The following is a 13,979-nucleotide window of genomic DNA, read 5'->3' on the forward strand; positions in this document are numbered from 1 at the left end:
ACCTCTTTCCTTAATTATAAGGGGAAAATAATAAGAATGAAAAAAATCTTGACCTGAAAAGCTTTTCACAATCTATGTTATAAGCATGACTTCTGTTGTTCGCGTAACCTTTTTATTTGGGCGTAAGAATAGTGGGGTCTTTTTTGTATGTCTGCAAATAATTTTTGTCAGAATGTGTGAGAATAACGTGGAAAGTTTTCGGAGGAGGCGTTTGATAACGAAGCGAATAGTAGAGAGTATAAACGCTTCACTCGTTAAGAGAGCGGTATGAAAGGGCGGAAACAAATTGAAAAAAAGAATCATTTGTTTCGTGTTTTCTAGTGTAATACTTAGCTCATGTTCATTTCAGCAAACGATGCAAGAAGAAAAAACATTTGTAGGAACAACAGGAGGGGCTAAGGACCGTGTTACTGATCCGATTCCGCTAAAGGAACTTCCAAAATATTTTCCGGCAAAGTTTAAAGTTCCAACGTTTTTACCTTATGACATTACGAGTGATGTGCAGGGAGAGGTAAGAACGATGGGAAAGAAGAATGCTGTCTTAACGATTAAATATAAGCAACAAGAGAAAGGAAGGCACGATTATATAGAATTAACAGTGGCCAACTTTTCTTACAGTTTTCCATACCTCGTAGAAGAGAATCGATTTCAAGAACAAATGAAATTGAATAATGGAGCACCTGCTTATTTTAAAAATAAGGATGATTACGAGCGAGGGGACGAATTTGCTACGCTTATATGGAAAGAGAAGGGGATTGAATATCAGCTATTATATCGTAATGTAGATGAGAAAGATGAAGATGTGATTAAACAAAATCTACTGTACATTGCGAACAATATGGAATAAAAAACTAGCTGTATCGTGCAGCTAGTTTTTGTATGTTATTTCTTTTTAATTTTGCCTGACCAAGATTTAAATCCACCTTTTAATTGGTAGAAATCTGTGTAGCCTTGTTTTTTTAAGTATTGAGCTGCACGACCTGTACGGAATCCGCTTTGGCAATATAAATAAACCGGTTGATCTTGGCGAAGTTCTTTGTGGCGAAGGCGAATTTGTGATAATGGAATGTTACGCGCACCTAAAATATGTCCCGCGTTAAATTCATCTGCTTCGCGAATATCGATAAGCTGTGCTTTACGGTAGCCAGCGCGAAATTCTTCTTCTGAAAGTGTTTTAATTAATTTTTTCTGATAGAAATACATCCATACAGTGTAGCCGATGAATGCTGCAATTGCGGCTAGTATAATAATCAAGTTTGTTGACACGATTCTATCGCTCCTTTTTTCTTATCCTACTTTCAATATTATAATGCCCGTATGTATTTATGCAACAGATTCATTTGTATATAAGAAGAAATTTCGTATTCTTTCACAAATTTTGTCGAATTTGGTAGACTAGAGAATGTGAAAAATAATTGGTTATATGAGGTGCAGGATGGGAAAAGAAAAATGGTGTTATATTAACTCTGGTCAATGTTCACCAGCATTTAATATGGCGTTAGATGAATGTTTATTAAATTGGCAAAGTGAAAAGAAAATGCCACCAACAATTCGTTTTTATGAATGGGAAGTACCAACATTAACAGTCGGGTATTTCCAGCGTGTTGAAAAAGATATAAATATGGATGTAGTTAACGAAAAAAAATATGGATTCGTTCGTCGTCAAACAGGCGGCAGGGGTGTACTACATGACAAAGAATTAACGTACAGTGTTATTGTGTCTGAAGATCATCCGAATATGCCAAAAACAGTTACAGAAGCATACCGAATTATTTCGCAAGGCTTATTGGACGGTTTTAAGGCATTAGGATTAGAAGCGTATTATGCAGTTCCGAAAACAGAAGCGGATCGTGAGAATTTAAAAAATCCGCGTTCAGGAGTATGTTTTGATGCGCCATCTTGGTATGAGATTGTAGTTGAAGGAAGAAAAATCGCGGGTAGTGCCCAAACACGTCAAAAAGGTGTTATCTTACAACACGGTTCTATTCCGTTAGAAATAGATTTAGATGAGTTATACGACCTATTTTTATTCCCAAATGAGCGAGTAAAAGAGCGTATGAAAAACATGTTTTCTTCTAAAGCGGTAGCGATTAATGAATTAACAGACCGCACATTTACGATTGAACAGTTAATTAAAGCGTTTGAAACTGGATTTGAAAAAGGTTTAGATATAGAGCTTGTGCCGTATGAACTAACAGAAGAACAGCTTCATGAAGTTCAAACTTTAGCAAAAGAGAAGTATGAAAGTAATGAATGGAATTATAAAAAATAAGGAGATGGCGACCGCCATCTCCTTATTTTTATAGTAAATTAAGTACTTTTTCTACTTTGATTCCTTTATCTTGTAAAGAACGAAGGCGATTTACAACGTCCATAATTTCTTTGTCGAATGTAACGCTAATACCTTGGCTTTGTAGCTCTTTTTTTAATCCTTCAATAGAATCATCTATGTCGATGCCAAGCTCGTAATCTTGACAAACTTCAATTGTCTTTTTCACAAGTTTAACATAATTTTCTTGTAGTTTTGTATTTGTTTCAGTCAAAGCAGGTTGCTTCGGTTTTATAGGAGTAACCGGTGCTGTCTCTTGCTTTGTAACTGGAGTAGGTACTGCTTTTTTCACAGGTGCTGGAGTAGATAGTTCTATAGCTGCTTCAACACTTACTGACTTCGGCGTTGGTACCGGAGTAGGTTTAGATGCAGCAGGTGTTTCTACTCGCGTAATAGGCTTTGGAGCAGGTGTAACTGCTTTTGGAGCTTCTACAACTACTTCTTTTTTCGGAGTAGCTTCTACAACTGTTTCTTCTTGCTCAGCAGCTTCTTTATTTTCTTTGCTCCACATAACGCGTTCAACTTCTAGAGAAACATTATTTTTGTTCATCGCTGTTAATGTAACTTTACCAACCTCAGCGTTCCCAGTGAAATCAACAATTTTATAAATAACACTCTTGTTCCAATCCACGTTTCCGCTCAAAAATAATTCTTCGTTACATTTCGGCGTTAAGCCCTCGATTTTAATTTCTGCGTTTACACCGTTTTCACTGTATACCATAATTAGCGAAGCATTTACATCTTCGTCTGCTAACATTAGTTCACGTACCATTTTGCCGGTGCGTACTTGCGTTTTCTTCTTAACTGACATCAAATTTCTCCTCTCAAAAATTCAGTAATAATAAAAAAATCGTATAACGAAAAATAATTGCTCACGAAGATTTATGATACCGATAATAAAAGCATCACGTCAACAATTAACTTTAATTATTTTGCATTTTTCTTATTTTCTTTATGAAATTTTTCAATTTGTAAAATTATACAGAAGAAAAACAGCCGTTTGAAGGGCTGTTAAAAATTTGATTTTTTGTATAGTAATTTATATAAAATAAAAAATAGGATAGCGATTAAGGCGTTTTGCCAAAAGGTTAGATGATAAATGAGATAAGGTTGTTTTTTAAAATAGACATTTAAAAATACAGCTGAACAAAATGGAGTAGCAAATGCGAATCCAAATAGAATCCTTCTTTTCCAATTCATCTTTTGATTAAAGGAATAGCGCTTTAATAAATATAAAATGAAAAGTATACCTAGTATAATAAGTGAAACGAACAAAGTGGTTCCAGGGATGCTAAAAGCTGGGCTTAATTGTTCGATATTCTTCCCGAAGATTAAAATGAAAGTCGAAACAAGTGCATCTATTCCAAACTGTATAGCAAGAAGTAAGCTAATAACAAAACCGATTAAAGAAGTTTGTTCTAGCTTTGTTTGGGTTGGTAAAGCTGATATAAGTTCATCGCAGTAAGATCGTAAATCATTTCCGAAAATATCATAAGCATTTTTATTTTCTGCTTGTGCTTCGATGAGATGATCTAATATTTCTAATAAAAGTTCTTCTAATTTTTGTTCGGGTACGTTAGATAACCGAAGATATACTAGCATATCACCGTAAGCAGCTTCGTTTTCAGGTGTTAGAAGTTCGCGTTTTTTATTGTTCAATTCAACCATGTCTTTCGCTTTCATCCCTATCACTCCCCTTGTAATAAGTTGTTTACCGTCGTTGAAACCATTCCCCAACTTTTTTTAAATTCTTCAAGTTGTTCTAATCCCTTATCAGTTACGTGATAATATTTTCGCTTCGGTCCAAGAGAGGAAGTCTTTAATGTACCTTCAATAAGTTTCTCTTTTTGCATGCGTAACAATAAAGGATAGATGCTTCCTTCACTTACGAATGTAAAGCCGTGTTTATTTAATTTTGTACTTAGTTCATATCCGTACACTTCTTCTTGTGAAATGATATATAGAATGCAACCTTCTAGTACACCTTTTAACATTTGGCTGTGCATGATTTCACCACCTTTTATCCAGGTAACTTGCCTTGCAAGGTAGCTGTTATCCAAATTATAACAGTCAGTAACTTGCAACGCAAGTTACTGAAGTGGAAAACTTTAATCTGTGTTAATTTTCATGTGCTTCCCATACTAATGAGAGGAGGGAAGTACATGAAACCATTTATGCCAAAACTCGTTTACTTTGAACCGAGGGCACTCGAATATCCGCTTGGAAAAGAGCTTTATGAGAAGTTTACGAAGATGGGATTAGAAATCCGTGAAACGACATCACACAATCAAATTAGAAATTTTCCAGGGGAAAATGAATTGCAAAAGTATCGTAATGCAAAAGCAACACTTGTCGTTGGGGTGAGGAAGACGTTAAAGTTCGATACATCAAAACCTTCAGCTGAATATGCAATTCCGCTTGCAACAGGGTGTATGGGACATTGTCATTATTGTTATTTGCAAACGACACTTGGGAGTAAACCTTACGTAAGGGTGTATGTGAATCTAGATGAAATCTTTGAGAAGGCAAAGCAATATATGGATGAAAGGGCCCCTGAAATAACAAGATTTGAAGCGGCGTGTACATCAGACATCGTTGGAATTGATCATTTGACACATGCATTAAAACGGGCGATAGAGTTTATCGGAGAAAGTGAACATGGACGTTTGCGTTTCGTTACGAAATATTCGCATGTTGATCATTTATTAGATGCAAAGCATAATGGGAAAACGCGTTTTCGATTTAGTATTAATTCACGTTATGTTATTAAAAACTTTGAACCAGGGACATCGCCATTTGAAGAGCGAATTGAGGCTGCTCGTAAAGTAGCGGGGGCTAATTATCCTCTTGGTTTTATTGTTGCGCCAATTTATATGCATGAAGGGTGGGAAGAAGGGTACCGTGAATTGTTTGAACGATTGTACAATGCGTTAAAAGACATGACGATACCAAATTTAACGTTCGAATTAATTCAACATCGTTTTACGAAACCAGCCAAAAAAGTCATTCAAGAACGTTATCCGAATACGAAACTTGAAATGGATGAAGAGAAGCGGAAATATAAATGGGGACGATACGGTATTGGGAAATATGTATATCAAAAGGATGATGTGGAAGTATTAGAAGAAACAATACGAGGTTATATATATGAGTATTTTCCCGATGCAGAAATTCAATATTTTACATAAGGGGAATCTAGATTCTTTTTTTGTTTTATATATTTAGGCTCGTTTCCACCTTGTCACGTTATTCTTTCTGGTGTATCATTTTATTGATTGCTTCGTACGGAATAAGCAAAATGAAATTGGATGGAGGAAACCGATGCCTACCCCTAGTATGGAAGATTATATTGAACAAATTTATTTGTTGATTGATGAAAAGGGTTATGCCCGTGTATCTGATATTGCTGAAGCGCTTAGTGTACATCCATCCTCTGTAACAAAAATGGTACAAAAATTAGACAAAGACGAATATCTAATTTATGAAAAATATAGAGGGCTTGTATTAACATCAAAAGGTAAAAAAATCGGAGAACGTCTCGTATATCGTCATGAATTGTTAGAACAGTTTATGCGCATTATCGGTGTGGATGAAAGCAAAATTTATAATGATGTAGAAGGAATTGAACATCATTTAAGTTGGGAATCAATTGACCGTATCGGTGATTTAGTACAATACTTTGAACAAGATGAAGTTCGAGTAAAAACACTTCGTGGTGTTCAAAAAGCAAATGAAGAGAAAAGTAATTAAGGGGAACGTGTGGCGTTTCCTTTTTTATTTCAATCGAAAAGGACGGGAGAATAATGAAAGCAATTATTTTTGATTTTGATGGATTAATTGTGGACACAGAAACAATATGGTTTCACTCTTTCAGAGATGCTGTTCGTGAATACGGCGGTGAGTTACCTTTAGAGGAATTTGCAAAATGTATTGGAACGACAGATGAAGTGCTTTATGCATATTTAAAAGAGCAATTAAAAGAAAAATTTAACGAGCATGCATTAAAGGGAAAAGTAACAACTTTACATAAAGAGAAAATGAAAATACCAAAAGCGCGTGACGGGGTAAAAGAATATTTAGAAGAAGCGAAAGAACTTGGATTGAAAATCGCATTGGCCTCTAGTTCATCTAGGGAGTGGGTCGTTCGTTTTTTAGAAGAGCTACAAATTAGAGATTATTTTGAAGTGATTAAAACGCGAGAAGATGTAGAGAAGGTAAAACCAGATCCAGCTCTTTATAAAGTTACGATAGAAGAATTAGGAATTGAACCATCAGAAGCTGTTGTATTTGAAGATTCATTAAATGGATTGAAAGCAGCGGTGGCAGCAGGATTAAAGTGTGTCGTCGTACCTAATGATGTGACAAGAAATTTGCAATTTGAAAACCATCACCTTCGTATCGAAAGTATGAAAGAGAAAAGTTTGAAAGAAGTGCTTCAACATATAAAGTGAAACTTTAATCAGTAGGGTTTTTCGCATCTTCCACTGATTATTAGCCCCGCACCAACCGGGATAAAAAAAGACCGTATTTCCTAAAAGGAAGCACGGTCTTTCTTTTTGTTTTTTTTACCTTCAATGACAGTTAAATGAGATTGTTTTCTTTTTCTTTTCAACGATGGAGAATTACCCTTTTTCCCCTTGTCATCAGAAGCATTTCGTTTCAAGAAAGAATTGCTTAGGGGTGCTACATTTTGTTTCCCGTGTTTGCGGTTCGATTGTTTCGCTGCACGCTTATATGAGCTTTGCGAATTTGCAGAACCACTAGAGTTTGTAAACATTTTGTAGAGTAAGTAAAAGATACCGACGACAGCTAACATGATACCAATGTTTTTCAATACTTCCATTGGATTTGTAATAACAGATGAAACAAGGCCGAATATTGCCAATCCGATAATAAGCACAAATATAGCGAATGTAAACGAACGACCGTTCATAAGGGACACCTCCTAAAAACATATATTAAAATTAGTATATTAACGATGAGGAAAGGAGTTGAACACCATTTTTAAATAATTATTGTTTGTTTTCTAAACGTAATAATTCTTCAAACGATGCGATTGCAACTTCCGCTTGATCATCTGTTGGTTCTTTCGTTGTTAATAGTTGCAGCCATAATCCTGGATATCCAAGTACTCGTAAAACAGGGACATCTCGTAATCGATTGGTAAATTGTAATACTTCAAAAGAAATACCGAGAACAACTGGAATTAATAAAATTCGGTTTACTACCCTTGCCCAAAGTGGATCTGTAGGGACGAGGAAATAGACAAACATTCCAATAATGACTGTAAATATAATAAAGCTACTGCCACAGCGATAATGGAGGCGAGTTTGCTTTTGAACATTTTCTACAGTCAGTGGAAGATTATTCTCATAAGCATTGATTACTTTATGTTCCGCACCGTGGTACTGAAATACCCGCTTAATAAGTGGGGTTAAAGAAATGAAGTATATATAGCTCAATAATAGCATGAGCTTAATGACACTTTCGACAATGATTTGCCCTGTATGAGATGGGAAAATCGGTCTCGTTAATTCAGCTAAAAGTGCAGGAACTGCTGTGAAAATTACTTTACCGAATATGAACGATAAAACGCCAACTGCTGCAACTCCTAATACCATCGTTAATTTTGATTGTTCTTCTTTTTTATTTGCAAGTTGTTCATCTTCTTCTGGGTGGACATCAAATCGTTCTGAAGCAAAGTTTAAATGTTTCGCTCCATTCGCACTTGCATCCACAATAGCGGCAATACCTCGTAAAAATGGAATTTTCTTTAGTAGAGATAATGCTTTATTACGAACGCGTGGTAAACGATAAAATTCAATCGATTTATCTTTACGACGAACCGCTGTAACAGTATATTCTCTACCGCCAAACATAACTCCTTCTATGACTGCCTGCCCGCCATATATTTGTTTTGACTCTTCTGCCATGTTAACACCAACCTGTATTTGTTTCTCTCTTATGTAGAAAAAGAGGCAATTGTCATACTTGGTTTTGTCATCTTGAAATAAGACAATCACCGAGTTTCCTTTATTTTATCGACAAATACAGGCAGATGACAAGGGAAAATGTTACGAGAGTCGGACATTTCTTATTCTTTTTATAGACAAATTTTGCAGGATTTAAACATGCCTCAAAATAGTTTCGGGCATACTAGTGAGCGGAGGTGTCAATGTGAATCAAGAACAATCAACAATAAGAAACTTTGTACAAATTGGTTTATTTGGTGGCTTATTTTGGGGAGGTATATGGTATTTCCTTCATATATTCTCATTTACAGAAGCTGGACCTAACTATTTACTTTTACCGTTTGCATTTGGAGATTGGAAAGAAGGGGTTTGGGGAAATGTACTAGGTATCGTTTGTATGGGACTTCTTTCAATTTTAGTGGCATTTCTCTATAAAGCCCTTTTTAAAAAGTTTGAAGGAGTATTCCCTGGCGTACTATACGGTTTGTTTTGGTGGGCATTATTATTTTTGGGGATGGGGCTAATGGCACCTGTTATTAAAAGTGCACTCCATTTACCGAAAGAAACAATTGTAACGACAATATGTATCTTTATATTATATGGTGTTTTTATTTCGTATTCTGTAGCATTCGAATCGAATAATACAAATAGAGGAGAAGGGGTCGAGAAGACAAACTATTCAAATAAGTGATTCCTATGTTAAAATGTCGTATAGACATTTTTTAATATTAAGGAGTTTTAAGAAAATGAAAAAGTTACTCCTCGTAAATGGTCCTAACCTAAATCGCCTTGGCGTTAGGGAAGTAAATGTATACGGAAAAGGAACGTTAGCGACGCTTGAAACAGATATGAAACACGAAGCAGAGAAAATGGGAGTGGAGTTAGAATGTTTCCAATCGAATCATGAAGGTGCTATTATCGATCGTCTTCATGAGGCTGAAGATATATATGAAGGGATCATTTTAAATCCTGGAGCATTTACGCATTATAGCTATGCGATTCGAGATGCAATTGCGAGCATTTCGATTCCTGTTATTGAAGTACATATTTCTAACATTCACCAGCGTGAATCGTTCCGTCACGAATCTGTGACGGCGGCTGTTTGTGCGGGACAAATTGTTGGATTTGGTTTTTATGGCTATAAGTTAGCGTTATTTGCATTAATGGAGAAATTGAGGGAGGCATAAAGTAATGGAAAAGATCGAGAGATTAAGAAGTGCGTTTGATGAGGCTGGTATTGACGGTATCGTATTAACGAATGAACATAGCCGTAGATATATGGCGAATTTCACAGGAACAGCTGGTGTTGTACTAATTTCAAAAGAGCGTGCTCTATTTATTACAGATTTCCGTTATGTAGAGCAAGCTAGTAAGCAAGCGGTTGGATACGAAATAGTGCAGCATCCAGGATTAATTCTTGATGAAGTTGCGAAACAAGTTAAAGAACTTGGAATTCAAAAGCTAGGATTTGAGCAAGATACTCTTACATATAGCTCTTACGTAACGCATAATGAAGCGATCGAAGCTGAATTCATCCCAACTTCTGGGCTTGTAGAAAAGTTACGCTTGATAAAGACTGATTCAGAGATTAAGATATTAAAGGAAGCTGCACAGATTGCAGATGCTGCCTTTGAGCATATTCTATCATTCATTCGCCCGGGAGTATCTGAAATTGAAGTGTCAAATGAACTTGAATTTTTCATGAGAAAACAAGGAGCAACATCTTCTTCGTTTGATATTATCGTTGCTTCAGGTCTTCGTTCGGCATTACCGCACGGCGTGGCATCTGAAAAAGTGATAGAAAAAGGAGATTTCGTTACATTAGACTTCGGCGCTTATTACAAAGGGTATTGCTCTGATATTACTCGTACGATTGCAGTCGGTGAACCATCTGATAAATTAAAAGAAATTTATAATATCGTTTTAGAAGCACAACTACGTGGTGTGAACGGTATTAAAGCTGGTTTAACGGGTCGTGAGGCTGATGCATTAACGCGTGATTACATAACGGAAAAAGGATATGGTGAATACTTCGGACACTCTACTGGTCATGGAATCGGTCTTGAAATCCATGAAGCACCAGGTTTAGCGTTCCGTTCTGATACAGTACTTGAACCAGGTATGGCTGTAACAGTAGAACCAGGTATTTATATTCCAGGTGTTGGCGGGGTACGTATTGAAGATGATATCATTGTAACAAGTGAAGGCAATGAAGTAATAACGAAATCACCAAAAGAACTTATTATTTTGTAATACACAGGAGGATTTTTTTACATGATTTCAGTAAACGATTTTCGTACAGGTTTAACAATTTCAGTGGACAATGCCCTTTGGCAAGTAATGGATTTCCAACACGTAAAGCCAGGTAAAGGTGCTGCATTCGTTCGCTCTAAACTACGTAACCTTCGCACAGGATCTGTTCAAGAGAAAACATTCCGTGCAGGTGAAAAAGTAGAAAAAGCACACATCGAAAACCGTCGTATGCAATACTTATACGCGAGCGGTGAGTCTCACGTATTTATGGATAACGAAACTTATGAGCAAATCGAACTTGGCGAAAACCAAATCGAGCGCGAATTAAAATTCTTAAAAGAAAACATGGGAGTATCTATTATGACATACCAAGATGAAGTACTTGGTGTTGAGCTTCCGAACACAGTTGAATTAACAGTGTCAGAAACAGAACCTGGTATTAAAGGTGACACAGCTTCTAACGTAACAAAACCAGCTAAATTAGAAACTGGTCTTGTTGTACAAGTACCAATCTTCATTAACGAAGGCGAAATGCTTATCATCAACACTGGTGAAGGTAAATACGTTTCTCGTGCATAGTAGAAAAGCACTCGTGATTATCACGAGTGCTTTTTTTATAGGAAATAGGGCAGATAGTAAATTGCAGTTATAACAAAACTAACTGTGACGAGTGAAAGGGTACCCATAATATATGGAGTCAAAACAATTTGAAACGGGCGTATTTCACCAGTTTCAATACCGGTAAAAGTTTTATTCGTTACATGATCCATATTGTTATTTCTAAAGTTACTCATAATAATTAACCACGTAATTGCAAATATTGCTAGACTGCCAAGGAAAAAGCTCTCCAAAAATGACCAGCCGACCATTTTTGAAAAAAGATAAATAATAGCTAATTCTACTACAATTGTTAAACTAATTTTTAATGCTTTCATATTTTCCCCCCTCATTTTGTACGTCCAGCCAATTTGAAAAATTCTTGCGTGATACGACATGTAGTGAGCAAGGTGACTTTACTTCTTTCTCAAGTGCAGCATGTTCGCCTGGAAACTTGTTTTCCACATGCAATGAAATATAAGGTAGTTTCTCTTGCGCCTTAAAGAGCGAATGTTAGTCGTTTTGGCACCAGCGAATACGTATGTGAGTTGTAAGTCTAAGAAAGCAACTTTAAAGATTTCTTTTTTAGCGGCCTCGTTATATCCTTTTCCCCAGTATGGATAGCCGATCCAACTGCCAATGTGAGATTGCTTTTTCTCATAATTAATATGTTTAAGTGTGGTGAGGCCAATTATTTCATTTTCTTCATTTACAATCACTCTTGATAAGGAGTGCTTTTTTCGTTCCTCTTCAATTGCAAAAAGAATGAATGTTTTTGTATCTTCCACTGATTCTACTTTTAGCCCTAATGCATTTTTTACATGTGGATTGCTTGATAGCTCAAAAAGCACATTTGCATATCGTAAATCGAGCGGTAATAAAGTAACTTGCTTCATCATCTATGCTCCTTTTCTATTAAATATACCATAAATTAATTAGAATATTCAGTTTTAGGTTAAGTCGATAGAGAAAAATTATGTTTTTACTTCTGAAATAGACAACCTCTGCATATGGTTGTACAAATATATTCTTTTTCAGAATAAGGAAGTAGTAACTGTTATGGGAGAAGGTGGGAGAATGAAACAGTGGCTAGCGGCAATGGAAACATCCGTGCTTGTTATGGGATTACTTCGGTTGTTTTCAGGAAGCGCGGAAATATTCGCCGCTCTGCTTATGCTTTACGTGAATGATGCGAAGAAAGCATTGTTTATAAATGGTATGTTGGCGTTTGTTGGACCGACCGTATTAATTTTAACAATGACAATTGGCATAGCGAGTGTAGCAAGTGAGATTTCTTTCTTGAAACTCTTTTTTCTAGCGCTTGGAATTGGCTGCATTTTTATCGCGTTGTTGAAATAGTAAGTCGAGTATAGTGGGGAGAAGCTTATGAAAGAAGTATTAGAAGTTTTACCGAAAGCGATGAGACAGTTAGTTGAAGGCTGTAAACAATACGATACTCTAGAGGAAATTCGCGTTCGAATTGGAAGGCCACTAGAGTGTATTGCACATGGAGAAGTGTTTTTCTATGACTATATCGCTACAGCGGAAGATGCAATCCATTTATTGAATAAATTAAGTCAATTCTCAATTTATACGATGGAAGAGGAATTGAAACGTGGATATGTGACACTACGAGGAGGACATAGAATTGGCCTAGCTGGAAAAGTCATTACAGAAAAAAGCGCAGTGAAAATGATTCGAGATGTCTCTTCTTTTAATATTCGTATTGCCCGTCAAAAAATAGGGATTGCTGAGCCGCTTCTGCCATATCTTTATGAATCGCGATGGTTAAACACGATGGTAATTGGCCCACCGCAAACGGGGAAAACAACACTTTTAAGAGATGTAGCACGCTGTATGAGTCAAGGTGTAAGTGCTTCGAAAATTCCTTCATGTAAAGTGGGGATTGTTGATGAACGATCAGAAATTGCGGGCTGTGTGAAAGGAATCCCGCAATATGACTTTGGCGTGCGAGTAGATGTATTAGACGCTTGTCCAAAAGCTGAAGGAATGATGATGATGATTCGTTCTATGAGCCCAGACATATTAATCGTAGATGAAATTGGACGTAAAGAAGATAGTGAAGCGATTATGGAGGCGGTACATGCAGGTGTTCAGCTTTTTATAAGTGCACATGGATTTTCTTATGATGATGTTGTGAAACGTCCATCGTTACAGGCGGTGCTGGAACTTGGTGTATTTGATAGGTTTGTGGAATTATCAAAAGCGAGAGGGCCAGGAACAGTTATGCAAGTGAAAGATAGAGATGGAAAACCAGTATTATCCCATAGAAAGGTTCAAGGCGTATGGTGAAAATATTTGGTGCGGTATTAATAGTTGCTGTTAGCACTTTTTTCGGATTTTCATACGCTAAAAGGTACAGTGAGAGACCGCGGCAACTTAGGTTATTGAAGGCAGCATTGCAATCATTAGAAGCTGAAATTATGTATGGACACACGCCTTTATCTGAGGCTGCAGAGCGTTTAGTCAAACAAATGCCGAAGCCGTTAAATTGGATATTTCAAAGCTTTTCGAAACGGCTAGAGGACGGGGAGCAAACAGTTAGAGAAGCTTGGATTGATAGTTTGAAGGAGAACTGGACGTTAACGGCGTTTAAACAAACCGAGTATGAAATCTTACAACAATTTGGTGAAACACTTGGACAACATGATCGTGAATCACAGCAAAAACATATTCGCTTATGTATTACACATTTGGAGAGAGAAGAAGGAGAAGCGAAAGCATTACAACTACAATATGAAAAAATGATAAAGAGTTTAGGGGTACTAGCAGGGCTACTTATCGTAATTTTACTGCTATAGGGGGGA

General features: G+C 36.5%; 19 protein-coding genes and 1 pseudogene. 12 read left to right on the plus strand and 8 right to left on the minus strand.

Annotated features, from left to right (window positions below):
* Positions 1-310: 310 nt before the first annotated feature.
* On the plus strand, positions 311-847 hold the full coding sequence (locus MKX66_RS26155; protein ID WP_016100627.1) for a hypothetical protein: 537 nt from the start codon (positions 311-313) through the stop codon (positions 845-847).
* Between the two features lie 35 nt (positions 848-882).
* Here the strand turns inward: MKX66_RS26155 and MKX66_RS26160 are convergent, their stop codons facing one another.
* Positions 883-1,266, minus strand: coding sequence for a rhodanese-like domain-containing protein (locus tag MKX66_RS26160; RefSeq protein ID WP_002034000.1), 384 nt, complete (start codon positions 1,264-1,266; stop codon positions 883-885).
* A gap of 169 nt (positions 1,267-1,435) precedes the next feature.
* Here MKX66_RS26160 and MKX66_RS26165 point away from each other — a divergent pair, with 169 nt between their 5' ends.
* A complete protein-coding gene (locus MKX66_RS26165; RefSeq protein WP_002033999.1) occupies positions 1,436-2,272 on the plus strand; it encodes a lipoate--protein ligase family protein in 837 nt (278 codons plus the stop codon).
* Between the two features lie 28 nt (positions 2,273-2,300).
* On the opposite strand, the gene MKX66_RS26170 is transcribed toward MKX66_RS26165, so the two are convergent.
* From MKX66_RS26170 to MKX66_RS26180, 3 genes are all read right to left on the minus strand, one after another.
* Positions 2,301-3,140, minus strand: coding sequence for a hypothetical protein (locus MKX66_RS26170; protein ID WP_061689629.1), 840 nt, complete (start codon positions 3,138-3,140; stop codon positions 2,301-2,303).
* A 200-nt stretch (positions 3,141-3,340) separates the two neighbouring features.
* Positions 3,341-4,012, minus strand: coding sequence for a DUF1129 family protein (locus MKX66_RS26175; RefSeq protein ID WP_002015041.1), 672 nt, complete (start codon positions 4,010-4,012; stop codon positions 3,341-3,343).
* 5 nt (positions 4,013-4,017) lie between these two features.
* Complete coding sequence (locus MKX66_RS26180) at positions 4,018-4,335, minus strand: PadR family transcriptional regulator (RefSeq protein ID WP_002143107.1); 318 nt, start codon at positions 4,333-4,335, stop codon at positions 4,018-4,020.
* Between the two features lie 156 nt (positions 4,336-4,491).
* Here MKX66_RS26180 and splB point away from each other — a divergent pair, with 156 nt between their 5' ends.
* The 3 genes from splB to MKX66_RS26195 all read left to right on the plus strand — a co-directional run bounded on the left by splB (position 4,492) and on the right by MKX66_RS26195 (position 6,780).
* Entirely contained in the window at positions 4,492-5,517 is a 1,026-nt protein-coding gene (gene splB, locus MKX66_RS26185; RefSeq protein ID WP_002015042.1) for a spore photoproduct lyase, read from the plus strand.
* 133 nt (positions 5,518-5,650) lie between these two features.
* Positions 5,651-6,079 (plus strand): transcriptional regulator MntR, encoded by a 429-nt coding sequence (mntR, locus tag MKX66_RS26190; RefSeq protein WP_002143106.1) that lies wholly within the window; start codon positions 5,651-5,653, stop codon positions 6,077-6,079.
* Positions 6,080-6,132: 53 nt separating this feature from the next.
* Entirely contained in the window at positions 6,133-6,780 is a 648-nt protein-coding gene (locus MKX66_RS26195; RefSeq protein ID WP_002111771.1) for an HAD family hydrolase, read from the plus strand.
* Between the two features lie 80 nt (positions 6,781-6,860).
* On the opposite strand, the gene MKX66_RS26200 is transcribed toward MKX66_RS26195, so the two are convergent.
* Together MKX66_RS26200 and MKX66_RS26205 are read right to left on the minus strand one after the other, a co-directional pair.
* Positions 6,861-7,262, minus strand: coding sequence for an SA1362 family protein (locus tag MKX66_RS26200; RefSeq protein WP_002015046.1), 402 nt, complete (start codon positions 7,260-7,262; stop codon positions 6,861-6,863).
* A gap of 79 nt (positions 7,263-7,341) precedes the next feature.
* The gene (locus tag MKX66_RS26205) at positions 7,342-8,262 is read right to left on the minus strand and encodes a DUF1385 domain-containing protein (protein WP_002015047.1); all 921 of its coding nucleotides are present in this window, start codon (positions 8,260-8,262) and stop codon (positions 7,342-7,344) included.
* Positions 8,263-8,506: 244 nt separating this feature from the next.
* On the opposite strand from MKX66_RS26205, the gene MKX66_RS26210 reads away from it, so the two are divergent.
* From MKX66_RS26210 to efp, 4 genes are read left to right on the plus strand one after another with little or no spacing between them, the layout of a single operon-like run.
* A complete protein-coding gene (locus tag MKX66_RS26210) occupies positions 8,507-8,992 on the plus strand; it encodes a YqhR family membrane protein (protein WP_002015048.1) in 486 nt (161 codons plus the stop codon).
* Between the two features lie 55 nt (positions 8,993-9,047).
* Complete coding sequence (gene aroQ / locus MKX66_RS26215; protein ID WP_002015049.1) at positions 9,048-9,488, plus strand: type II 3-dehydroquinate dehydratase; 441 nt, start codon at positions 9,048-9,050, stop codon at positions 9,486-9,488.
* Positions 9,489-9,492: 4 nt separating this feature from the next.
* On the plus strand, positions 9,493-10,554 hold the full coding sequence (pepQ, locus tag MKX66_RS26220) for a Xaa-Pro dipeptidase (RefSeq protein WP_002033991.1): 1,062 nt from the start codon (positions 9,493-9,495) through the stop codon (positions 10,552-10,554).
* 21 nt (positions 10,555-10,575) lie between these two features.
* Complete coding sequence (gene efp, locus MKX66_RS26225) at positions 10,576-11,133, plus strand: elongation factor P (protein ID WP_002033989.1); 558 nt, start codon at positions 10,576-10,578, stop codon at positions 11,131-11,133.
* A gap of 35 nt (positions 11,134-11,168) precedes the next feature.
* Here the strand turns inward: efp and MKX66_RS26230 are convergent, their stop codons facing one another.
* Both MKX66_RS26230 and MKX66_RS26235 read right to left on the minus strand, forming a co-directional pair.
* Positions 11,169-11,489, minus strand: coding sequence for a hypothetical protein (locus tag MKX66_RS26230; RefSeq protein ID WP_016100630.1), 321 nt, complete (start codon positions 11,487-11,489; stop codon positions 11,169-11,171).
* Positions 11,470-12,047, minus strand: a pseudogene (locus MKX66_RS26235) (GNAT family N-acetyltransferase). The gene MKX66_RS26230 and the pseudogene MKX66_RS26235 overlap by 20 nt, the downstream one beginning before the upstream one ends.
* A 181-nt stretch (positions 12,048-12,228) precedes the next feature.
* Between MKX66_RS26235 and MKX66_RS26240 the strand changes: the two are divergent.
* From MKX66_RS26240 to spoIIIAB, 3 genes are read left to right on the plus strand one after another with little or no spacing between them, the layout of a single operon-like run.
* Positions 12,229-12,510 carry a YqhV family protein gene (locus tag MKX66_RS26240; protein WP_000816054.1) on the plus strand — a complete coding sequence of 94 codons (282 nt, stop codon included), beginning with the start codon at positions 12,229-12,231 and terminating at the stop codon, positions 12,508-12,510.
* 27 nt (positions 12,511-12,537) lie between these two features.
* Entirely contained in the window at positions 12,538-13,464 is a 927-nt protein-coding gene (gene spoIIIAA, locus MKX66_RS26245; protein WP_002143102.1) for a stage III sporulation protein AA, read from the plus strand.
* Positions 13,458-13,973 carry a stage III sporulation protein SpoIIIAB gene (gene spoIIIAB / locus MKX66_RS26250; protein WP_002088574.1) on the plus strand — a complete coding sequence of 172 codons (516 nt, stop codon included), beginning with the start codon at positions 13,458-13,460 and terminating at the stop codon, positions 13,971-13,973. The genes spoIIIAA and spoIIIAB overlap by 7 nt, the downstream gene beginning before the upstream one ends.
* Positions 13,974-13,979 lie beyond the last annotated feature (6 nt).

This window comes from Bacillus sp. FSL R9-9530, assembly GCF_038008145.1.
In the GTDB taxonomy this organism is placed as follows: Bacteria; Bacillota; Bacilli; order Bacillales; family Bacillaceae_G; genus Bacillus_A; species Bacillus_A mycoides.